We start from the raw sequence: 21,617 nt of genomic DNA on the forward strand, positions 1-21,617 counted from the left end.
ATGGACCACGTCCGGCCAACCTCTCAAAGGTCGTTCATTCGGGCACGGTCTCGCTCGCGATCTCGGACCGGGCACTGACATTGTTAAAAATATCCGTTGCCGTCAGGTAATAAAAGTAGGTCTTGCCGGCCTCGACCCGTTGATCGAGGAACGTGTTCGATCTGAGCAGGTCGGTCGTCAAAAGGTCCCAGGTTTCCAATGGCCGATCGCGCTCGGTCGAACGATAGATGCGATAGCCTGCGATATCTCTTTCCGGATTCGTGGCAAAGAACAACGAGATCGAGGTAGGGGTTGCCGCCAGTGTGATCGCGGTCGGAGCGCTCGGCGGGAAAGTATCTATCGGTTTTACGCTTAAGATCTGGGTCTCGCCGCTTTCGACCGATTCGCCGCCGGTCCCGAGTGAGATCGTCCTGACAAAATAGAAATATTCCTTTGTAAATTCAAAGGTCCGATCTGCAAATTGCGTTTCGGTTACCGGAGCCGTATTCAACAATTTCGCCGCTTCGGTTGACGAACCGGAACGGTATACATTGAAACCGATGATGTTCGCAGGGGTCGAACCGTCGATGTTCGCGACAGGTTCATTCCACGTCAATTCGACCGCGTCCTGCGATAAGACGGACGAAAGGGAAGTCGGCGGGTTTGCGACCCGCGATGCCGGTTCGAGCAAATAAAAGTTCGAAAACGCTGCTTTTTGTCCTGATGCATTTACGAACCGGATCGCGTACCTCAATCTGATCGGCTGACCCGAAAACTGGAGCGCATCGCGATAGGTCATCGTCCGCCCGCCGAAATCCGTGTCATTCACTTTGATCGTCGAGATGATGATCGCGGTCGAGGCAAATTCCTCCTCCGACCGGTTTTGAGGCGCGGTCAAGGGTTCGGCGAGCCGGTAGATGTCGATCCGGTCGATGTTCAGAACGCTTTCCGCCGGAGCGTTGCGCAGAGGCATTCTCCACGACAAGATCGTAAGGTTGCCGCGCTGAAATCCGGAAACCTCGGCTCGCTGGACGACGCGTTCATTCGGCGGGAGCGGCGGTTTGCGCTTACCGCAGCTTAAGGCTCCTAAGCAGCAAAGCGCTAAAGCTATCGCGAGTGCTTTAGTGCTTAACTGCTTAGGAAATGCTTGATCTCTTAAGGGGCGTTTTGGCAGCGACATGTGCTTAAACTAAAGAATGTACTGTCTAAGATCCTGGTCCTTAACGAGGCCCGACAGTTTGGCATCGACGTATGCGGCATCGATCGAAACCTGTTTATCGTCGATCTCGCTGCCGAGAAAGCTGATCTCTTCCAAAAGCCGTTCCAATAACGTATGGAGCCGCCGAGCGCCTATGTTCTCGGTGTTCTTGTTTATCTCGGCCGTCATTTCGGCAATCCGGGCGATCGCATCGTCCGTGAATTCGAGCTCGATTCCCTCGGTGCTTAAGAGTGCCTGATACTGTTTAATGAGCGAGTTTCTCGGCTGCGTCAGTATTCGCTTAAGGTCGTCAACGGTAAGCGATTCGAGTTCGACGCGTATCGGGAAACGCCCCTGAAGCTCGGGTATCAGATCGGATGGTTTAGAAACGTGAAATGCTCCGGCGGCTACGAACAGGATGTGTTCGGTATTTATCATCCCATAACGGGTGTTGACGTTGGTGCCTTCGACGATCGGCAGCAGATCGCGTTGTACGCCTTCGCGCGAAACATCCGGGCTCCCGCCCGATTCACGTCCCGCGATCTTATCGATCTCGTCGAGAAAAATGATCCCAGAACTCTGTGCGCGTTCGAGCGCTGAACGGCTGATCTGATCCATATCGATCAGATTCTCTTGTTCATCGCGCAGCAGGTATGACCATGCCTCCGATATTTTCATTCGGCGCCGCACCGTCTTTGCCGGAAAGAGGTTGCCGAACATATCGCGAAGGTTGACGCCCATTTCCTCCATTCCCTGTCCGCCGACAAAATCGATCGTCGCGTTTGAGCGGTCCTGGGTCTCGATCTCGATCATCCGATCGTCAAGGTCGCCGCGGCGAAACTGTTCCCGGAGTTTTTCACGAGTTCGCGAACCCGGAACATCGTCGTTTGGCGTTGCGGTGTGGTTATCGAGAGACGAGGTGTACGAAATGCTCGTTGGCGGCAGCAGAATATCGAGGATCTTTTCTTCCGCGTTCTCTTCGGCAGTTTGCCGAACGTCGTCGTACGCCGCTTGCTTTGCCATATCGATCGCGACGTCGGCGAGTTCCCTGACCATGCTTTCTACATCGCGGCCGACGTAGCCGACCTCGGTAAACTTCGATGCCTCGATCTTTATGAAGGGCGAATCTGCGATGCGGGCAAGGCGCCTCGCGATCTCGGTCTTGCCAACGCCGGTGGACCCGATCATCAAGATGTTCTTCGGTAGAATGTCCCGGGCTATATCGTCAGGCAGCTTTTGGCGTCGGATCCGATTGCGAAGTGCGACCGCGACGGCCCTTTTGGCATCGGTCTGGCCCACGACGTACTTGTCGAGCTCGGCCACGATCTGTCGCGGCGTCAATTCATCAAGATTTTGTTTCGAAGCGGTCGCCTTTACCTCGCCGCCCAGATATATCGTCATTCGGTTCCCTTCTGTTAAATTTCCTCGACCACGATGTCCTTGTTCGTGTAAATACAGATATCCCCTGCGATCTTCATCGCTTCTTCGGCGATCTCCCGGGCCGAGAGTTCGGTGTGATTCATCAACGCCCGGGCCGCGGCGATCGCGTACATCCCGCCCGAGCCGACCGCGAGCAGGCCCTCGTCAGACGCTATCACGTCGCCTTTGCCCGAGATAAGGAACGCATTCTTTTTGTCGGCGACTATCAGCAACGCCTCGAGGTTGCGAAGGTATTTATCAGTTCGCCAATCTTTGCTGAGTTCGATGGCGGCTCGCTCGAGCTGTCCCTGGTATTGTTCGAGTTTTGTCTCGAATCGGCTAAGAAGGGAGAATGCGTCGGCCGTCGATCCGGCAAAACCCGCGACCACCGAACCATCAAGCAAACGTCTGATCTTCCTGGCGTTGCCTTTAAGGACCGTTTCGCCAAGCGTTACCTGACCGTCGCCGGCCATCGCCGATGCTCCGTCGCGGTGAACGTAAAGCACGGTCGTCGACCTGATAAGCCTTTTGTGAGCGTGAACCGACATAAAATTCAATCATAAGTCTTTAATTTCAAATGCTCAAATTGACACCATTCCGAAATTATTTGAACATTGAGGTGTTTATGAGATCGAGACCGAGGATCGGTATAACGACGCGGCTTGAGTTGGAAACGCGTCGATTCTACCTCGGACGCGACTACAGCGAAGCGATCTTTGCGGCTGGCGGCTTGCCTGTTCATTTGCCGCTGATTGATCGCAGCGAGTATATTTCCGAAGTGTTTTCGGAGCTCGATGGGCTTTTGCTGCCTGGGAGCGACACTGATCCGGACCCCGTCCGATATGGCGAAGATCCGCACCCTCGGCTGAAAAAGGTCATTCCTGAGAAGGATCAGACCGATCTGCTCGCACTTGAGGCTGCCGAATTGTCGGGAATTCCCGTTCTCGGCATTTGTTTCGGGATGCAGATCCTGAATGTCGCACGCGGCGGAAGTTTGGTCCAGGACATCGGTTCGCAGATCGACGGCTCGCTCAAGCACGACCAGGGCTTGCCGCTTGAACGAAATTCGCATCGGATACGTATATCCGAAAGCGGCTTACTGCGGACAATTGCCGGAGCGGACCGGACGGAGGTACCGTTCAGCGTCAATTCACACCATCATCAATCGGTGCGAAACGTCGGCAGAGAACTTCGGCCTGTCGCATGGGCCAGTGATGGCGTGATCGAGGCGATCGAAGATGTAAGGGATGGCCGCTTTGTTCTCGGGGTTCAATGGCATCCGGAGTTATCGTGGAAAACCGATCCGCTTTCCGCCGCGATCTTCAGCGAATTCGTCAAACGCTGCAGCACGGATCAACAGTAGAGTCGGAGACAAGCCGATTTAAGTGCTGTGGGTAAAAGGGATTGCGGTATTTCAGCGTTATGGGTGCATTGACATTAAGGTGTTACATTAAGGTTGTTCGTTTTGTTGTGTGACGCCATCTAACTCCCTTATTTGTATCTGTTAAGCAGAGTGTATTCGAGTTTGACCGCAGATGTCTGATATCGACACTTAAAGTAGTTTTTAGGAGTTTTCATGCTCGAAAATCCAGTCGTCATTGGGATACTAAGCTGGTTCTTCCCCGGTGCAGGGCACATTGCTCAGAAGCGGACGGTTCGCGGTCTCATCATCGCCGTCTCGATCTGGTCGATGTTCATCATCGCTGTCCTCAGCGGCGGGGCTTACTATCCGGGATTCGAATTTAAGGATGGACAGCTATTGTACCTCCTAAATGTCTTCGCAAAGCTCGGGAATGGACTTGGGTCGATCATCAGCTTTCTGCTCTCGGTCGAACCTGCACCGAATATCGCTGCTCTCGCAACTTTTGAATACGGCGGACGCTTCCTTGAGACCGCGGGTCTGCTTAATTACCTTGCGGCGATCGATGCTCTCGACATCAATTTGGAGAGAAAGCAATGACTCACTTCTTGTATCTCGTCGGCTTCGCTCTTCTTGTCTCGGTAGTGTTCGCGGTCTTTCTTGACGCAGGACTGAAGGAACGGGTGCAGTACGGTGTAAAGACGTTTCTTCAGTTTGTTGGTATAAGTCTGCTGATCGCGTGGGTGTTGTATTTCATACCCTGGCGATAACGATGTCGGGGAACGCGACCGCCTCAAATGCCGCTTGTTGAGTCTGAAAGCCTAGTTCTGAAGAGCTACAACCTTGCCGAAGCTGATCGAATTGTGGTCTTTTTCACGCGCGAACAGGGATTGATTCGCGGCGTTGCAAAGGGTGCGAAACGGCTCAAGAGCAAATTCGGCAGCACTCTCGAGCCGTTTTCGACCGTTAATCTCCAGTACTTTCAAAAGGAAGACCGAGAATTGGTTTCGATCCAGCATGTCGAATTGGTCAGATCGTCATTCGATATTGCGAGCGATCCCGGATATCTTCGCACCTATTCGCATCTCGTCGATCTGCTTCAGACATTTGCACCGCCGAATGACCCGAACGAAACCCTTTACCGAATGGTGAAAGCGTGTTTTGAAACAAAGCTCAGGAGCCCGGCCGACCTTAATTCGATCAGGATCTACTTTGAGCTTTGGCTAATGCGACTGGGTGGCTACCTGCCTGACTGGAAATCGTGTCAGAGATGTAAGCGGCAGTTTGATGAATTCGAGACCGTTACGGCCGATCATCAAGCTCACCTTTTTTGTGGAAATTGCCGTCCGATGCGCGACGACCAGACGATATCACCCGTCGATAGGCAAGTTTTCCACAATGTGCAAAAAATGCCGCCAGCCGATTTTGCCCATGACGCATCTGACAAGGCTGAATCCGTCGCAGCCATCGAGTGTCAATTACGGCGGATGATCAACACCTCTCTGGGCCACGATGGCTCGGTCGGCCGGTCGCTTTCGGTGAAGTTCTGATCGCAACGCATGAAACTGAGTTGGACGATATCACGATACATTGCCGGTGCGGTCGTGCCGTACTTTTTGTTTTCGTGGCTGTTGTTGAGCGTGATCCTCTTCGTCCAGCAGGGAAGTCGATTCTCAGATATCTTCTTTAGTTCAAACATTCCAACATCGTTGATCTGGCAGCTGAGCGCGGCGTTGATCCCGAACGTCATCGCGTTCACGTGTCCGATGGCTGTTTTGGTCGGGGTCATAATCGGGCTCACCAAGATGCAGGGCGACAGCGAGCTGATAGCCATTCGCGCCGCAGGTGTTGGTAATCTGCAGATAACGCTGCCGGTGATATTCCTCGGCCTATTGCTTTCAGCATTTACATTCGCGGTGAACATTTATGGCGTTCCGCTCGCATCGGCGGCGGTTCGCGGAGTGGCGATGCGGGCCGCGATCCATAAGCTCGAATCGCCCATCGAACCCGGCGTATTCAATTCTGAAGTGGCCGGATTCACCATTTATGTACGCAAAGGCGATCTCGAAACTGGCGAATGGGAAAACGTCTTTATCCACACGGAAGATGGGAAGACCGGCGATGTGCGTCTGATAACGAGCAAGCGGGGCCGCATTGATTCAACCGGCGAAACGTCGGAACTGGTCCTCGAAAACGCCGTTTCCACGGCATACAATCTGACCAACACGAACGCCAGGTTCGTCTCCGAGAATATCGGAGAATTCCGGTTCGTGATCCGGACGCGTCGAGACGAACTTATAAAGCGTGTGAGCAGTTCTGAAATAACGCCGGAGGAACTCGGTCTCGGCGACCTTTCGCGCTACGCGGGGTCGATGGATAGCAGAGAGCTGCTCGAGGCCGGGATCCTCTGGCAGCGACGAATAATTCTCTCGCTCAGCCCGTTTATCTTTTGCCTGCTCGGAACCTCGATAGTTCTTCGGTTCAATCGCGGCGGACGTGGTTTCGGGATACTGGTTGCGTTGCTGCTTTTGATCGGTTTTTATTTGTTCACTTTCCTTGGTGAACAGCTTGCACGGTTGGGACGGATCGGCCTGCTCGAATCCGGAATGATCCCGCTCGCTGCCAGCCTATTTGCGATCCTTTGGTTCAATTTTGCATCGCGAATGGAGTTCTGGAAGGTCTGGCTCGACAAGGGCAGGGAACTGTTGCCGTCGATACGGGTCCGGACCCCGGGTGTTCAGACACGCAACTTCTTTGTTGATCTCACAACCGGACTACGCGATTTCGATCTTCTGATCAATCTTGTCAGCTATTACGTCATCACACTCCTTTTCCTGGCAACGGTCTTTATCGTTTTCACGGCTTTCGAGCTTTGGAAGTTTGCCGGTCTGATGGAAGGCGGACCATCGCTGCTTGGCTGGTATATTTTATACCTGCTGCCGTTCATCTATTTGCAGCTTTCGCCGACTGCCGCCATGATCGGCGTTTTGGCAACTTACGTCATCAAGTCGCGGCAGAACGAGATAGTGACGTGGACTGCAGCCGGACAAAGTATTTATCGTCTGCTAGTTCCGGCATTTATCCTGATGTTGCTTCTCGGAATAGTTAATGTATTTGTTCAGGAATGTATTGCCCCGAAAACGAACCAGGTCCAGGACGATATCAGGAATACAATTCGAAGCCGCGGCAAAGATCTTGTCACCGACAAAAGATATTGGATAGCAAACGATAAGCGTATCTACAGTTTTGTGATCGCCAAAGCTGCGTCTGATAACGAGATGCGACTCGCCCTACTTTGTTCCGGAAATTGTCCGGTCACAGCATTGAGCGTCTATGAATTTGATGAAACCGGAAATCTGCAAACCCTGTACCGCTCGGAAAATGCCAAATGGCAGCGTGAGACGATCGTGTTTGAAGGTAGATCGTTCGTCACCGATTTCGTTGGCGGTCAGCCGGTAACGCGCGAACAGGTCGGCGGGGAATTGGCGGCTGAAGCAAATCCGATGCTCGAGATGCAGCGGCGCCCAAGCCACCTGACCATAGGCGAAACGCAGCAGCAGATAAAGAACAGCGAAGCTGAAATAGACAAACGGAATTTTGGTGTCGCGCTGGAAAAAAAATACACGACGTTGATCCTGCCTTGCGTGATAGCCCTTTTTACCCGCCGTTCGCCCTGTCGCTGAGTCGAAAGGGAAAAGTGACGACCGTCGGGATGGCGGTTGGTTTGTGGCTGATCTTCATGGGCGTTTCGTCGGCGTTCGAGCAATTCGGCCTCGGCGGTTCGCTGACGCCGAGGATGGCGGTTTGGGCACCGCTTGTGCTCTTCGGCGCATTCGGTGTTTATTTGCTAAGCCGCGTCCGGACCTAGCTTCACGGAAGATCGCGGCGATTCGTCATTGTTCAATACTATGTTCACTAAGGCGATCGTTCGACCACCAGGCGAGAACTTCTGCGATGGTTTGACCAGCGTGGATCTCGGCATCCCTGATCTTTCGAGGGCTATCACGCAGCATCGAGCTTATTGCAACGCGCTCGTCCGCTGCGGGCTCGAGCTGGTCGAACTCGATCCCGACCCGCAATATCCCGATTCCACGTTTGTCGAGGATACCGCGATCGTAACCGAAGGCTATGGCGTGATAACGCTGCCCGGCGCTCCGAGTCGCCGGGGCGAGATCGTCAGCATCGCCGCGTTACTTTCCGGGTATTTTGAGAAGCTCGATGCCGTTAAGCTTCCTGGCACGGTCGATGGGGGCGATGTCTGTCAGGTCGAAAACCACTTCCTGATCGGTATCTCGGACCGGACAAACGAAGCAGGTGCTCTTCAGTTGTCGGCCTTTCTTGCTGATGCCGGATTCACCTCAAGTCATGTCGATATTTGCGGGATAGACGGCCTTTTGCATCTGAAAAGCGGGATCACCTACATCGGCGACGGTCGTTTGCTGGTGGCTGATCCGCTGATAGGACGAGCCGAATTTGATGGATTCGAAATCGTCAGAGTTCCCGAAGGCGAAGAGTACGCCGCAAACTGCGTTCGTGTGAACGACCATGTGCTTTTTGCCGCGGGCTTTCCGATCCTGCAGAATTCGCTCGAAGTTCTGGGTTATCGACTCATCGAACTCGAAATGTCGGAATTTCAAAAGATGGACGGCGGGTTGAGCTGCTTATCGCTCCGATTCTAGTTGCCCGTATTTTCATCCGAAAGGGAATCGATCGCGATCAGGCCCTGCGTCTGCGGCTCTGCGAATGCGCACGAGGTGAGATACGTGCCGTGCGAAGATCGAGTATCAGCTGTCCGTCACGGTCGATCTCGGCGTCTTTGAATTCCATTGTATCAGGCAGGTCGATCCCAAATTCGGTCAGCAAACGAAACGCTCGTACGATGCGGCCGCCTCGCCGGCCATACTTTTGGGCCGGATATGCGTTCTTCATCGCCGCCGCGGTCGGCTTCAACGCGATGCGGCTATTCACCTTGTCAAACATTATCAGGAACGCCGCCGGCGAGCCCGTACGTTTATATGCCGTGCCGTTAAGGGCGATCGAGCCCTTCCGGTTCATCGTCACATAGACCGCCGACGCCTGCGGTGTAACATCTCCCCTCGGCAAAATCGCCCATTCCGTCCGCATAAAACGTTCATTCCTCCATAGACAATGAATGTATCATACATTGGATACTATTGCAACATTCATGACTGGCCCTAGCGACGCTTCGCAACGAGCCGGACACTCAACGACAGATCGCAGTTAGGGATCTTATGGGCATCTGACGGGAAATTCTCGAAAGCACTTGTTTAGTTCAGACCTTTGGTGCTACTTTCCCTTTGAATGCACAACGAAAAGAAATTGTTCGCGGAAGCGGTTTCGAAACTGGGTTACAAAAGTCTACCCGAAGGCATATTTCCGTTAGACGGTTTTGGAGGAATTCTAAAGGACGCAAAAGACCGTGAAATGCGGAGAGTGAACAGGTTCGTCAACGGTGATGGGTGTCTCCGCCGGATGAAGCCGGTAATCCTCGATTACATCGACTATCCGAAGCTAAATGCCTTCGCGTTTCAGTACGGGGAGAGAAATTTCATTGCCATCAGCGCTCCCGGAATCGCCCTGATTTACTACGCGATGTATAAGCTCTTGTCACATCCGTCAATCTTGGAGGAGATTGGTAATCCAGAACTGGAAGTTGACTGCTTGCCGGCTTCGCCGCTAACAACAGATATTGAAGTTCTGATACAAAGCTTTTATCAATATGGAGGGAGATTTGACAGTTATTTCCCGAAATGTGAGCAACGTAGAAGAACTGCCTATCTCATGGCGACATTCGCGGTGAACTTCATAAAAACCCATGAATTTAGACATCTCCAGGCTGGCCATGTCGAGTTTCTACAAGATAACTTCGGTTACTCCGGTATAGATGAACTAAGAATCTTCTCCGATCGGCGTGAGCAGGCCATGATCCAACAGGCTTTCGAGATGGACGCTGATTCATTTGGGATGAGAATTTTACTTTCAGACGCGCTCCGCTATGTCCAGGCTGAAGACGCTATTGACTCAGATATGAGGCTCGTTCTGACGGACTCGTATCGAGCTACACAGTTAACCATTTTGTCCGTGTACATTGTATTTAAGCTCTTTCATCTAAGCATGACGCCTTCAAACGACTGGGAGTTGGCAACCCATCCTCCGCCTTATGTTCGCAACCTAATGCAGATGGCAAATGTGAAGACGCTGTTAGAGGACTGGAATCAATCCGATCTTAGTGACCAGTTACAGGGTATAATTGCTCGGGTCATCACTATTGTGGAACAGCAATTAGAAGAGGCATTTGGTGTAGCGATGGATCGGTTAAGTCTGAAAGTCTTAATCGACGAAGGGCCGCGACATGGTCGCAAAATCGTAAAGACTTGGCGGAACATAAGAGATGATTTGTCGCGGTATTCGCATGTTTCGATCGAACATCTGTGAAAACGGGTTCCGGCCCGATTTCCATGTTATGAATGTTAGGGCTACCAGCCGACCGAGAATCAAGACGGGCAGAAGAAATGACTTTTGTGGCTTAACGCAACGATGTCTGTGGCTGCGTCAAACCCGAGTGGCACGCGATTAACCTCGCGGCCGCGAATGTGAGATTTGGGGGTTTTTGAAGTAGGAACTCGGGATCTTGACGAAGGTTTGCCTGGCCTGCCATACGCCCGGACGACGATCCAGCGTTTTCGAAAGTTACGAGTGTGCTTTAGGAGCAGCAAGCATCGGTTGACGCAGAGATCAACGGGATCCGGTCTTTTGTTGCGAAAACGATGTGAAAAAGAAACCGGGTATGGGACATGTTGTTACTTGTCTCGCGTGTTCCACACGCTTCGGTCTTCTGTCGGTCGATATTCTACACGTTCCGGCCTGCGGCCTGCACGTGTAGCTAAAGCTATCGGCGTGTGCTCCGCACACTTTTGCGGATATCGTTTCCAGTTTCGTTCCGGCCTGCGGCCTGCACGTGTAGCTAAAGCTATCGGCGTGTGCTCCGCACACTTTTGCGGATATCGTTTCCAGTTTCGTTCCGGCCTGCGGCCTGCACGTGTAGCTAAAGCTATCGGCGTGTGCTCCGCACACTTTTGCGGATTCGGGTCTTAAGCGTTCGGAGCACGCGGCAACAACTTTAGCTACACATGCAGCGAAGCGAAATGTGTAGTTACGGATCATCAAGAAATTCAAGCGTGTGAAACACGCGAAAGAGTTCGTCCACGGTAGTGTCAGGGCCCCGGTCAGCGGTTGCCGTTTCGGTGTCAGAGATCGTGTCAAACCTCGACGATGATCGCACAAACTGGTCAGTTTTAGACCTCTGATGGTCAGCTTTAGACCACCGCTGGTCAGTTTCAAATACGCCGTGGTCAGTTTTCGCGACAAGATCGCCGGATCTTGAGTCCTTTTTTGCAGACACAAGCGACGTTGCAGATAGTCAACCTTATCCAGTTCCCGAATTCCGGTGAAAATCTTTTGATACACCGATCGTCCGTAAACAAAAAAGGGGGTGCCGTTTCAGGACACCCGCCGCAGATCAAAACTACCGATCTAGCCGATCGGATCGGAAATTTCGGTAACACTCTGTGGGCTTAGATTCAATGTGTTGTCGCCCGCAATTACTGAGACCGGTGAATTCCAAAGTGCGAAACCACGCCCGATCTTTGCGATGCCGAACAGGTAATACCCTTTCGGATCAACGCCCGAAATATTGGCTCCGCCTGTACCATTTGTTGTACCAGAGTATTTCGCTTTGGCGGCGATCGCCCGCATCGCGGAACGCTGAAAATCGCCGTAACGGTCCGGAAATACCGCGGCCAGCCCAAGACTGCCTGCCAACGTGTTGCCCTCGATCGGCTCAACGCCGGCGTCACGGAGGATGGTCTCGACGTCTTCATCTAAAAGGTAAAAACGAGCGCCCCGGACAGCTTGTGTCGAACCGCCTGTCGTTGCAGCCTTTGCGTTCAGCATGACCTTCCCCTTGTCAGGCGGCGGAGCGACCGGCGGTGCGGTCGACGTGCCGGGAATTGTCGTCGTCTGCGCAGGCTGCTGTTCGTCGGTCGCAGCGGTCGCGGGAACGGTAGATGTCGATGTGGAGCGCGTATCGGTCGTCGGGCGTCGTGCGACATTTACGTTCACATTCGTATTTGCGGTGGTGTCTGGTTCACGAAAAGCGATATATGCCACGAAGATCAAGACAACGGCGAGCAAACCGATCGGGATCAATGCCCACGTCGGAAAACCACCTTCACGGTCGACCTGCGGCGTGACGAATACCTTTGGTTCGCCAGCCGGAGGCGCTCGCATTGGACGAGCACATTGAGGACAAACGGTAGCACTGGTCGAAACTTCATGACCGCATTCAGGACAGAGTATCAGCGACATAACAATTAATCTCCTTTGACGTTCAATAAAAACGCTAACTGTTTGATGGTAGCTTTTTTTCTGTCATCTGAATGTTAGATAGGACACACTCGAGCGATAATTAACGGTCGGGCATTATTGTTCGGGTGCCCGGGAAGGGAAAGGGACAAGATTCGCGGATCTAAACTGAGAAAGGCCCCGCCGATATCGACGAGGCCTGGATGCTAAAAGCTGTACCTGGACGGTGATGTTCCCGACCTTAGGTTCCGGTTTCCCAGCTCGACATATATTCGAGCATTTCCGGTGTGAGAACGTCCATTCTGACGCCCATTGCATGAAGCTTGAGCGAAGCGATCTCCTGATCGACCTCGGTCGGCAGGACGTGGACGCCGTTGGCGAGCTTGCCCTTGTTCTTGACAAGATACTCGGCCGAAAGTGCCTGGTTTGCGAACGACATATCCATGACCGAGGCCGGATGGCCTTCGGCTGCGGCGAGGTTGATCAGACGGCCTTCGCCGAGGACGATCACGCTCTTGCCGCCATTCTTACCGATGTATTCCTCGACGAACGGACGGCGTTTCACCGGCGGTTCCGACATTTCGCGAAGAGCGTCAAGGTTCAATTCCAGATCGAAGTGGCCGCTATTGCAGACGATCGCTCCGTCCTTCATTGCTTCAAAATGCTCTTTGTCGATGACGTGACGGTTGCCCGTGACGGTGACGAAAAAGTCGCCGATCTTGGCTGCATCAGACATCGGCATGACACGCATCCCGTCCATGACGGCCTCGATCGCCTTGATCGGATCGATCTCGGTTACCACGACATTCGCGCCCATACCGCGGGCACGCATCGCGACGCCCTTGCCGCACCAGCCGTAGCCGACGACGACCAGCGTCTTGCCGGCGAGCAGAATGTTGGTCGCGCGGATGATGCCGTCGAGCGTCGATTGGCCCGTGCCGTAGCGGTTATCGAAGAAATGCTTGGTCTGGGCATCGTTGACCGCGATCGAAGGGAAGTTGAGCACACCGGCCTTCTGCATTGCCTTGAGGCGGACGATGCCGGTCGTGGTCTCTTCGGTCGTGCCGATCAGGTTGTCGATAAGCTCTTTCTTTTCTTTGAGCATCGTCGCGACAACGTCCGACCCGTCATCGATGATAAGGTTTGGGTTTGTATCAAGTGCTGCCTTAACATGCGACACGTAAGTCTCTATCGATTCACCCTTTATCGCCATGACCGGGATGCCCCAATCGGCAACGAGCGAGGCGGCGACGTCGTCCTGCGTCGAGAGCGGATTTGACGCGATAAGAAGCGCTTCGGCCCCGCCTGCCTGCAGCGTGCGGGCAAGGTTGGCCGTTTCGGTCGTGATATGCGCACATGCTACAAGCTTGACGCCTGTTAACGGCTTTTCCTTCTCAAAACGTTCTCGGATAAGGCGAAGCACCGGCATTTCGCGGTCTGCCCATTCGATCCGCTGTTTGCCTTCGGCGGCGAGGTTGATGTCTTTAATATCGTATTGAATTGATGGTTGTTCGGTTGCCATAATGTTGTCTCAAAAGAAGTTAGCCACGAATTACACAAATGTCACGAATCAAAAAACGTCTCCGATCTGTGTAATTCGCGGCCAGTTAAACTCTCAAACTGTTGCAGCGTCGCTCAGCGCGCCGAGCAATGCGTCGGTCTTGTCGGTCTTTTCCCAGCTGAAACCTTCACGGCCAAAATGCCCGAATCGCGCCGTTTCCTTAAATATCGGCTTACGAAGGTCGAGCGCGTCAATGATACCTTTCGGCGTCAATGCGAAGTTCTTGCGTACCGCTTCGGAAAGCTTGACCTCGTCAACCTTGCCGGTTCCGTGCGTATCAACATAAACAGAAACGGGCTCAGCAACGCCGATAGCATATGCCAACTGGACCGTGCATTTTTCGGCCAACCCAGCAGCAACGATGTTCTTCGCAATGTACCGGGCCATGTATGCCGCCGAACGGTCGACCTTCGTCGGGTCTTTACCCGAAAAGGCACCGCCGCCGTGCGGTGCATAACCGCCATAGGTGTCAACGATGATCTTGCGGCCGGTCACGCCTGCGTCGCCCATCGGGCCGCCGATGACGAATCGTCCGGTCGGATTGATGTGAAACTTTGTGTCGCTGTCGAGCAAATCTTCCGGAACCGTGGTTTTGATGACCTTTTCCAGAATATCCGCACGAAGCTGTTCGGTCGTGACGTCATCAGCGTGCTGCGTCGATACGACTACGGCTTCGACGCGAAAGGGCTTTCCGTCGCGATATTCCACCGTGACCTGCGATTTTCCGTCGGGACGCAGATAGGGAAGGGTACCGTTGCGTCGGGCTTCCGAAAGTTTCATCGTAAGATCGTGTGCGAGCTTTATCGGAAGCGGCATTAGCTCGGGCGTCTCGTTACAAGCAAAGCCGAACATCAGACCCTGGTCGCCAGCGCCGCCCGTATCAACCCCCTGTGCGATGTCAGGCGATTGCGTTCCGACGGCATCGACGACGGAACAGGTGTTTGCGTCATATCCGTAGGTCGCATCGTTATATCCGATCTCGTGGATCGTGTCGCGAACGATCTGTTTGTAATTCACACGAGCATTCGTCGTGATCTCACCGGCTATGACCGCTAAACCCGTGGTGACAAGGGTTTCACAGGCAACACGTGCGGTTGGATCTTGTTCCAAGATCGCGTCCAACACTGCGTCTGAGATCTGGTCAGCAATTTTGTCCGGGTGGCCTTCAGTGACCGATTCGGACGTGAATAGAAAATTTCCGTTACTCAAAATTATTGTAACTCCTTAAATAGGTTTCGAAATGAGAATTCTCGTGACTGATTACAAAACCCTAATCTTAGCGAAAATCCACGATTCTGTCAAAGTAATCGATGAACCAGCCAACGCGGGGAAAACTACAAATACGATTCGCTAATGTGATCCCGGTATGCTCGGAAATGCCAATATAAGCGCTATTTGGTCCAAACCTGAGGTAGGTAAGGTGTTCGAGCGAGGAAGTGCACAACGGCGTAAGATCGACAGGCGATGCGTCTGATAATAGAGATTATGTAAACAATACCGGATGTTGCTTATCCGGCTTTATCGATGGCGGTTCAAAGTACCGTTGAAACGCAAAGGAGTTTTATTCATTAAGTGCGACGATCAAAATGTGGTCGATCGGGTCACTAACGTTTATTAATTCGGATGCGAAGGTGAATCTCTTGTGCTCAGCCGAAAGAATGTACGCTTCTCCCGACGGTACATCGATAAATCGGAAGTATCCGAATGGGTTACTGCGGGCGTATCGGATATTGCCCAAGCCATCTGTTAACGTAATTACCGCATGAGGTACTGCGTGCCCATTTTGTTCGACCAATCGACCACTTACGCTTACTAATCCCGCCGTTGGGCCGAGTATCGTCAGTGTGTAAAGTCGACTCGCGGCGCAGCCGTCCGGTGCACTGACGGGATTCAGGGGCGTGCCGACAACAAAAGTAAAAGTTCCGTACTGTGTTGGAGTTCCGTTAATAATGCCTGCGTTTAGCGTTAATCCCGCGGGCAGGTTTCCGCTGTAGATCTCTACGTTCGCAGGTGTTACCGCCTGGCTATACGCCGCATTTTGGACCCCGTTTTGCAAAGTTGCAGGATCGATCGAATTAACGGCCCCGCAATTCGAAAATGGAATCGAAACTGCCTCTACGACGGCAAGTTCGCAGAGCGGGCCGAGTGTATACGTCGCACGATTCTGGGCGAAATTCCCTGTTTCATCAATGAAACTAGCAAACGTGCCATTGCCCGACGCTGGCGTGGCGGTGACAGGTATTCGTTGGCCTGAGGAAATTGGGGTAACAACGACGTCGTACATCAGCACTGTCACTGAACCCGCAGCGACAACTCCCGGGTTCCAAACGACATCACCATTTCCACCGATCGCTGGCTCAGAAATCAAGACACCCTGTCCAACCTGCGCATTGCCGCCATAAGCTGCATTTCCGCCCGGTACGTTTGACCTGACAACTTTATCGGGCAAAGTGAAAGTTATTGATTGCGAACTTGGGTTCACTAAACGCACGACGATGCGCTGTACCGTAGTTTGTCCGACAATTGCTGGGTTCGGACCAGCAAAATGGACCATATCCTGTTCCAGATATGGCTTCGCCGGTGATGTTCCAATATCTGTCGGCAGGTAGATCCTGAATGCATTTGTCACGGGGTTAGCGGTTGGAGGATTACCAGAGGATGCGAATCGATTGATGTAGAGGTTTGCGTAATTACCATTCTGTTGTCCGGACACCAAATATGAACGTATGTCGGCTGTACCCTGCCATATTCCGTAATCGGCAGATCGGCTGTCAGTTGTCCAACCGCTTATACTGTTCCGACGCCATGTGTTATCGGGCGATAGCGATGAACTGGGCAGCGCCTGCGTAAACGAACCGGAGGGGCTGCTCAGCGAAATGTCCCCGGTGTTACCTCGATTGCTGTCGTAGTCGAATTCGTTGATACCACAATCGCAGCCCGAAGTTATGTACGGAAAAAGCGTGTAACTTCGACTGTTTGTTCCACTTGCCGGAGGGTTCACGCCGAGCGAAAATATCGAATCTGCATAGATGTTCAATTCCGTACCTCCGGCTCCCGCCGTTCCGTCGTGTGCACGCAATCCAAACGCATTCAGATCATCGCCAGAGGTGACAGCCGCTGACATATCTACCCGGATCTCCCAATGCCCTGATTGGATGGTATCCGCCTTAATCTGAACGTCGTCGACAAAGAACGAATCCGTGCCTGTATATCCGGAAATCTGAATGAACCTAACCCTGGTATTTGCTGCTACGAAACCTGAGATATCGTATGAACGAGTCGTTGCGGCGACAGTTCCAGTAAACGTCTCGAGGGTAGTCCAAGAAGTACCTCCGTTCGCTGAGACCTCGACACTGATCTGATCCCCGGCTTCGACATTCTGCGTTCTGCAGGCAAACGACAATGTAGCGCTGGAAAAACCCGAACCGGTCAGATTTGCCTCGCGCTCGATGATAGATACCGCACCACCGTTGTCACGGATCCGTAATTCCCCGCCGGTAATTTGGATCTGGCCTGACGTCGGAGACCCGTTGTCACCTGTTTCGATCCAGTCTGATGACCAGTTAATGAAACCGTTGTTGTTTGAATAGGAAGCAGTTCCGAACTGGTCGAGGGTGAAATCACCCGTCGAATCGATCAGGCTTAGCCATGCATTATCCGAACCAACCGGTAATGATGCATTTCCAGATACAAACTGAGTGGGCCTTGATTGGCCAGACGGGTTAAAAACCGAGTAATTCACCGAACTGTCAAAGGCCCCTCGTGCACGATCACGACCGGCAGTTGCCTCGGTAGCCCCGCCAATTCCGACATCGGCGTCGAAGATCTCCACATTCAATCTTCCAAGGCCTTGCGGAACCTCTACAAAGAACCGGTATTGCGTGTTCAGCCCGGAACCATCGGACACATAATCACCATTCGCGGTTCCGGAACCGCTGCCGGCGATCACGATCGGTGCAGATGAACCCGTCGAAGCAAAGGGTGATCTTTCAGGATCTGCTGATGCAGGTTGAGAATCGAAAAAAGCGAAGCCTAAACCCACTGCAGACAACACTAAGCAGAGCAGATACGTTCGACCGTCACCGGACCCGTATCGCGGTTTAATAAAGTGTTTCATTACTTTCGAGCCTGGGGTGATTATGGAACGAACACAAAAGGGTGGGAGCTTTTTCGCCAGAAATAATGATACACGTTATTATTCGTCCGAATCAATAACTTTGTTGATCACGAAGTAGCGGGCGAGGGAAAGGACCAAGACGCAACAATATTCTAGGCCGACGTGTCGGACTTTACCTCTTCAAAAACTTGCTTCAGGGAGCGAAGCACACGATTTCGGTTACAATCGCCACCGTCGGTGAATGAGATCTCCAGTTTGAAATCATCTCCGATATAGACATATTCGACCGTTTTTGACTCATTTGGTGAGGCGGAGGCATAGCTTGTGGGAGGCTTCTTTCCTGCACGGGCTCTGATGCTTGCAGGTCTTGCCGTCGGGTTCATTTGGCCATCGAGCAGTTCGTGCATTGCGTCTTCATCGAACTGACGTGCCAACTCTAGTAATGCGGACTTTGAAGTTATGCCGGCTGTGCGGACACGATTTCTGATCGTTTCAGGAAGTCCGGCGATCGACATCAATTCCGTTACCGTTGTCCGGCTTTTGGAGATCTTTTTCGCTATCTGTTCCTGGGTGTAACCAAATTTAGATGCCAAAGATGCAAGTCCGTCCGCTTCTTCCCAAACGTTCAGGTCCTTTCGCTGCAGATTCTCGATTAGGGCGATCTCCGCAACGCCTTGTTCGTCGAGATCCATTTCGATGCATGGGACCTCAGTTAGCCCAGCCAGCTTGGATGCACGCCAACGTCGCTCTCCGGCGATTATCATCCATTTCCCGGATGCAGCCCCTGGCTTCACCAAAAGCGGTTCGAGTACGCCCTTCTCCGATATTGACGCGGTCAGTTCAGATAAATCTCCGAATTCCGTTCGCGGCTGTGCCGGGTTCGGAACAATAAGGTCGATCGCGATCTTGCGGCCGATCGTCTTGCTAGGAGCGGATAGAATATCGACATAATGTGCGTCATGCCGCATTTGCACGCCGGCTGGCAATCCTCTTTTGGACACGCTTTAGCACCTCCTTTGATAATTCGTCATACTCGATCGCACCGGACGAACGCGGCGCGTAAGAGAATATCGACTTTTTATGAGCTGGCGATTCTTCAAGCCTGACGCTGCGAGTAATTATGGTCTTGAAGGTCTTGTCACCGAACACCCGTCTGATATGTGCCTCTACGTCCTTTGAAAGCGCCGTTCGCCGATCGAACAAAGTCACAAGCACGCCGAGCAACTCCAGTTCCGGGTTCGGTCGTGATCTTACTTTTTCGATGGTTTCAAGAAGGTCGTCAGTTCCCTCAAGTGCGAAATAAGAAGACTGAATCGGAATAAGAACATGATTTGCAGCAACCAGGGCATTAACAGTAATGAGTCCAAGGGTCGGAGGCGTATCGATAAAGATCAAATCGTAATCGTTCACCATCGGAGCCAAACGATCGCGAAGTCGAAATGCCGCATCGAAATCACCAATCAGTTTTGCTTCAAGCTTCGCCAGATTGATCCTCGCCGGGACCAGATCCAAGTTCTCGACGTTAGTCTTGTAAACGAATCGATCGAAGGGTTTATCGAGATCAGTGAACATTTCGTAAGATCCGTCTTCGATTCGATCCGGGTCTACGAATGAAAGCGAACTATTGCTCTGGGGGTCAAGGTCGATAAGCAGAACTCTCTTTCCTCTTCGGGCGCATGCGGCCGAGAGATTTATCGCGGTGGTCGTCTTTCCGACACCGCCTTTTTGATTCGCAATTACTGTTATCATTCTTACAGAGTAGCCGATCGACCTAACCTATGAGTTCCGGCCAGTCTTCGGCGGACTGATCAGGATCGTCAGCGCCCGGATCATCCGCAACGCTCGCCGATGATGCCGAAAGATCAAGCACTCGACGTTGGACAAATATTGGACAATCAAGCCTAAGTGCAAGAGCTATTGCATCAGAAGGCCGGGCGTCCATCGAAACTGGTTCACCGTTCGTATCCATCAACTCGATCAAAGCATAGAACGTATTCTCGAGGAGGTCGGTGACCACCACTCTTTCGGCACGAAGTCCGCATTCAACGATCAGGTTTCGCAAAAGATCGTGAGTCATTGGCCGCTGAGGAACTATCTTTTCGACCTCCAGAGCTATCGCGTTTGCCTCGAATGCCCCTACCCAGATCGGTAAGACTGACTCGGAGTCGATCCCTTTGAGAACGACTATCGGTGTGTTCGTGTTAGGGTCCATTATCAATGCCCCAATTCGCATTTCTACCAATGTTGTTTCTTCGTTCACGTTTCTAAACAACCTCTCCGAAAAGCGAGTTTGCCTTGACCTCTCTGATCTTCACCGGGATGGTTCGTCCAAGCATATCACCTGGTCCACTAAAGTTCACAACCCGATGACACGTGGAATGTCCCGAGAGATCCGCTGTTGATTTTGTCGAGAATTTCTCTGCGAGCACATCGAGGGTTTTATCAAGATAGCGTCGTGAAGTTCTGGTCTGAATCTGTTTCTGAAGGCCTTCGAGCGCTAGAAACCGCGTAGTTTTTTCCTCATCAGTTACGTTGTCAGGCAGCTCAAAAGCAGGAGTTCCGGGTCTTGGCGAATACTTGAAGATGTAGGCCGAATCAAATTCGCAGTATTCGGCCAGCTTCATCGTGTCGCAGAAATCTGCGTCCGTCTCACCAGGAAACCCGACAATGATGTCGGTTGTAACTGATATGTTGCGCGGCGAGGCTTTGATCCTATCGATCTTTCGAAGATAACTCTCTGTCGTATGGAGCCGCCGCATCGCCTTAAGGACCCTATCGCTTCCCGATTGTACCGGCAAATGAACCCAGTTGCATAAGTTCTCATTCTCATCTATCGCGTCAACGATGTCGGAGTGGAAATCCCGTGGAAATGACGTGTTGAATTTGACCCTTTCAATTCCGGTCGCTGCAACAGCGCGAAGTAGTCGAGAAAATGGTGTCGAACCGTTAAATTCTTCAAGGCCTGAATCACTAACAGGCCGGTAGCTGTTTACATTCTGACCGATCAGGTGAACTTCTTTGATGCCTTGGGACTTAAGTTCGAGAACGTTCCTAATTATCTCCGACGCGCTTAAACTAGTTTCGCGACCCCGCGAAAACGGAACAATGCAATACGTGCAGAACTTATTGCATCCTTCGATGATGGGAACAAAAGCGACATATGGTGAGTGTCGCTGATCCGGGTTAACGCTCCAATCGTAATCGGTCTCCCGTTCGCCAAGGTCAGAGTACCCCGAACCGTCTTCAAGGACGCTTGCAATGGCGTCAGCAAGCCGCCCGACTGCCTTTGTTCCGATAACAAGGTCGATTCCTGCTATTTTTTTGAAGAGCGTTTCGCCTTCCAATTGGGCAACACAGCCCATAACACCGATCAGCGGCTTTCCGCCTTCAAGGCCCCGAAGTTCGCCGACACGGGTATAAAGCTTATGTTCCGCCTTTTCTCGAACTGAGCATGTATTAAGCAACACAATGTCAGCCGATTCCTGATCTTTGATCATCTCAAAGCCCTTGGAAGCAAGTGAAGATGCAACTCTTTCCGAATCGGATACATTCATTTGACAGCCAAAGGTTTCAAGGTAGACTTTCTTCATATACTGAC

The 21,617-nt window shown here is 52.3% G+C and carries 20 protein-coding genes; 8 read left to right on the forward strand and 12 right to left on the reverse strand.

Annotated elements, in window-relative coordinates; all coding sequences use genetic code 11:
* Window positions 1-34 precede the first annotated feature (34 nt).
* The 3 genes from IPM28_02895 to hslV are packed head-to-tail and all read right to left on the reverse strand — an operon-like array spanning window position 35 to window position 3,144.
* Window positions 35-1,159 (reverse strand): hypothetical protein, encoded by a 1,125-nt coding sequence (locus IPM28_02895; protein ID MBK9171940.1) that lies wholly within the window; start codon window positions 1,157-1,159, stop codon window positions 35-37.
* A 9-nt stretch (window positions 1,160-1,168) separates the two neighbouring features.
* Window positions 1,169-2,578, reverse strand: a complete 1,410-nt coding sequence (hslU, locus tag IPM28_02900) for an ATP-dependent protease ATPase subunit HslU (protein ID MBK9171941.1) — start codon at window positions 2,576-2,578, stop codon at window positions 1,169-1,171.
* Between the two features lie 14 nt (window positions 2,579-2,592).
* A complete protein-coding gene (hslV, locus tag IPM28_02905; protein MBK9171942.1) occupies window positions 2,593-3,144 on the reverse strand; it encodes an ATP-dependent protease subunit HslV in 552 nt (183 codons plus the stop codon).
* Window positions 3,145-3,221: 77 nt separating this feature from the next.
* On the opposite strand from hslV, the gene IPM28_02910 reads away from it, so the two are divergent.
* The 7 genes from IPM28_02910 (at window position 3,222) to IPM28_02940 (ending at window position 8,635) form a co-directional block, all read left to right on the forward strand.
* Window positions 3,222-3,959, forward strand: a complete 738-nt coding sequence (locus IPM28_02910) for a gamma-glutamyl-gamma-aminobutyrate hydrolase family protein (protein MBK9171943.1) — start codon at window positions 3,222-3,224, stop codon at window positions 3,957-3,959.
* Between the two features lie 213 nt (window positions 3,960-4,172).
* Complete coding sequence (locus tag IPM28_02915) at window positions 4,173-4,556, forward strand: hypothetical protein (GenBank protein ID MBK9171944.1); 384 nt, start codon at window positions 4,173-4,175, stop codon at window positions 4,554-4,556.
* Entirely contained in the window at window positions 4,553-4,726 is a 174-nt protein-coding gene (locus IPM28_02920; protein ID MBK9171945.1) for a hypothetical protein, read from the forward strand. Before IPM28_02915 ends, IPM28_02920 begins: the two co-directional genes overlap by 4 nt.
* A gap of 27 nt (window positions 4,727-4,753) precedes the next feature.
* Window positions 4,754-5,506, forward strand: coding sequence for a DNA repair protein RecO (gene recO / locus IPM28_02925; GenBank protein ID MBK9171946.1), 753 nt, complete (start codon window positions 4,754-4,756; stop codon window positions 5,504-5,506).
* 9 nt (window positions 5,507-5,515) lie between these two features.
* Entirely contained in the window at window positions 5,516-7,639 is a 2,124-nt protein-coding gene (locus tag IPM28_02930) for an LptF/LptG family permease (GenBank protein ID MBK9171947.1), read from the forward strand.
* Between the two features lie 14 nt (window positions 7,640-7,653).
* The gene (locus IPM28_02935) at window positions 7,654-7,824 is read left to right on the forward strand and encodes a hypothetical protein (GenBank protein ID MBK9171948.1); all 171 of its coding nucleotides are present in this window, start codon (window positions 7,654-7,656) and stop codon (window positions 7,822-7,824) included.
* Between the two features lie 40 nt (window positions 7,825-7,864).
* On the forward strand, window positions 7,865-8,635 hold the full coding sequence (locus tag IPM28_02940; protein MBK9171949.1) for a N(G),N(G)-dimethylarginine dimethylaminohydrolase: 771 nt from the start codon (window positions 7,865-7,867) through the stop codon (window positions 8,633-8,635).
* 37 nt (window positions 8,636-8,672) lie between these two features.
* Here IPM28_02940 and IPM28_02945 read toward each other — a convergent pair whose 3' ends face one another.
* Window positions 8,673-9,080 (reverse strand): hypothetical protein, encoded by a 408-nt coding sequence (locus IPM28_02945; protein ID MBK9171950.1) that lies wholly within the window; start codon window positions 9,078-9,080, stop codon window positions 8,673-8,675.
* Window positions 9,081-9,278: 198 nt separating this feature from the next.
* Here IPM28_02945 and IPM28_02950 point away from each other — a divergent pair, with 198 nt between their 5' ends.
* Window positions 9,279-10,412, forward strand: coding sequence for a hypothetical protein (locus IPM28_02950; GenBank protein MBK9171951.1), 1,134 nt, complete (start codon window positions 9,279-9,281; stop codon window positions 10,410-10,412).
* 1,098 nt (window positions 10,413-11,510) lie between these two features.
* Here the strand turns inward: IPM28_02950 and IPM28_02955 are convergent.
* The 8 genes from IPM28_02955 to miaB form a co-directional block, all read right to left on the reverse strand.
* Window positions 11,511-12,344 (reverse strand): zinc ribbon domain-containing protein, encoded by an 834-nt coding sequence (locus tag IPM28_02955; protein MBK9171952.1) that lies wholly within the window; start codon window positions 12,342-12,344, stop codon window positions 11,511-11,513.
* Window positions 12,345-12,582: 238 nt separating this feature from the next.
* Window positions 12,583-13,863, reverse strand: a complete 1,281-nt coding sequence (locus tag IPM28_02960) for an adenosylhomocysteinase (GenBank protein ID MBK9171953.1) — start codon at window positions 13,861-13,863, stop codon at window positions 12,583-12,585.
* Window positions 13,864-13,956: 93 nt separating this feature from the next.
* The gene (locus tag IPM28_02965; protein ID MBK9171954.1) at window positions 13,957-15,114 is read right to left on the reverse strand and encodes a methionine adenosyltransferase; all 1,158 of its coding nucleotides are present in this window, start codon (window positions 15,112-15,114) and stop codon (window positions 13,957-13,959) included.
* Between the two features lie 349 nt (window positions 15,115-15,463).
* Complete coding sequence (locus IPM28_02970; GenBank protein MBK9171955.1) at window positions 15,464-18,019, reverse strand: carboxypeptidase regulatory-like domain-containing protein; 2,556 nt, start codon at window positions 18,017-18,019, stop codon at window positions 15,464-15,466.
* Window positions 18,020-18,171: 152 nt separating this feature from the next.
* Window positions 18,172-18,987: a ParB/RepB/Spo0J family partition protein gene (locus IPM28_02975; protein ID MBK9171956.1), complete on the reverse strand. Its 816-nt coding sequence runs from the start codon at window positions 18,985-18,987 to the stop codon at window positions 18,172-18,174.
* Window positions 18,977-19,768, reverse strand: a complete 792-nt coding sequence (locus IPM28_02980) for a ParA family protein (GenBank protein ID MBK9171957.1) — start codon at window positions 19,766-19,768, stop codon at window positions 18,977-18,979. Before IPM28_02980 ends, IPM28_02975 begins: the two co-directional genes overlap by 11 nt.
* 22 nt (window positions 19,769-19,790) lie before the next feature.
* On the reverse strand, window positions 19,791-20,252 hold the full coding sequence (locus tag IPM28_02985; protein ID MBK9171958.1) for a bifunctional nuclease family protein: 462 nt from the start codon (window positions 20,250-20,252) through the stop codon (window positions 19,791-19,793).
* A 31-nt stretch (window positions 20,253-20,283) separates the two neighbouring features.
* The gene (gene miaB, locus IPM28_02990; GenBank protein MBK9171959.1) at window positions 20,284-21,609 is read right to left on the reverse strand and encodes a tRNA (N6-isopentenyl adenosine(37)-C2)-methylthiotransferase MiaB; all 1,326 of its coding nucleotides are present in this window, start codon (window positions 21,607-21,609) and stop codon (window positions 20,284-20,286) included.
* Window positions 21,610-21,617 lie beyond the last annotated feature (8 nt).

It is taken from the genome of Chloracidobacterium sp., assembly GCA_016716305.1.
Classification (GTDB): domain Bacteria; phylum Acidobacteriota; class Blastocatellia; order Pyrinomonadales; family Pyrinomonadaceae; genus OLB17.

Excerpts from the sequence above, each read along its gene's own strand:
- IPM28_02895 (MBK9171940.1), bottom strand. The coding sequence starts at position 1,159 with ATGTCGCTGCCAAAACGCCCCTTAAGAGATCAAGCATTTCCTAAGCAG.
- recO (MBK9171946.1), top strand. The coding sequence starts at position 4,754 with ATGCCGCTTGTTGAGTCTGAAAGCCTAGTTCTGAAGAGCTACAACCTT.
- IPM28_02970 (MBK9171955.1), bottom strand. The coding sequence starts at position 18,019 with ATGAAACACTTTATTAAACCGCGATACGGGTCCGGTGACGGTCGAACG.
- IPM28_02945 (MBK9171950.1), bottom strand. The coding sequence starts at position 9,080 with ATGCGGACGGAATGGGCGATTTTGCCGAGGGGAGATGTTACACCGCAG.
- hslV (MBK9171942.1), bottom strand. The coding sequence starts at position 3,144 with ATGTCGGTTCACGCTCACAAAAGGCTTATCAGGTCGACGACCGTGCTT.
- miaB (MBK9171959.1), bottom strand. The coding sequence starts at position 21,609 with ATGAAGAAAGTCTACCTTGAAACCTTTGGCTGTCAAATGAATGTATCC.
- IPM28_02930 (MBK9171947.1), top strand. The coding sequence starts at position 5,516 with ATGAAACTGAGTTGGACGATATCACGATACATTGCCGGTGCGGTCGTG.
- IPM28_02980 (MBK9171957.1), bottom strand. The coding sequence starts at position 19,768 with ATGATAACAGTAATTGCGAATCAAAAAGGCGGTGTCGGAAAGACGACC.
- IPM28_02955 (MBK9171952.1), bottom strand. The coding sequence starts at position 12,344 with ATGTCGCTGATACTCTGTCCTGAATGCGGTCATGAAGTTTCGACCAGT.
- IPM28_02985 (MBK9171958.1), bottom strand. The coding sequence starts at position 20,252 with ATGCGAATTGGGGCATTGATAATGGACCCTAACACGAACACACCGATA.
- IPM28_02975 (MBK9171956.1), bottom strand. The coding sequence starts at position 18,987 with ATGCGGCATGACGCACATTATGTCGATATTCTATCCGCTCCTAGCAAG.
- IPM28_02960 (MBK9171953.1), bottom strand. The coding sequence starts at position 13,863 with ATGGCAACCGAACAACCATCAATTCAATACGATATTAAAGACATCAAC.
- hslU (MBK9171941.1), bottom strand. The coding sequence starts at position 2,578 with ATGACGATATATCTGGGCGGCGAGGTAAAGGCGACCGCTTCGAAACAA.
- IPM28_02950 (MBK9171951.1), top strand. The coding sequence starts at position 9,279 with ATGCACAACGAAAAGAAATTGTTCGCGGAAGCGGTTTCGAAACTGGGT.
- IPM28_02910 (MBK9171943.1), top strand. The coding sequence starts at position 3,222 with ATGAGATCGAGACCGAGGATCGGTATAACGACGCGGCTTGAGTTGGAA.
- IPM28_02940 (MBK9171949.1), top strand. The coding sequence starts at position 7,865 with ATGTTCACTAAGGCGATCGTTCGACCACCAGGCGAGAACTTCTGCGAT.
- IPM28_02920 (MBK9171945.1), top strand. The coding sequence starts at position 4,553 with ATGACTCACTTCTTGTATCTCGTCGGCTTCGCTCTTCTTGTCTCGGTA.
- IPM28_02915 (MBK9171944.1), top strand. The coding sequence starts at position 4,173 with ATGCTCGAAAATCCAGTCGTCATTGGGATACTAAGCTGGTTCTTCCCC.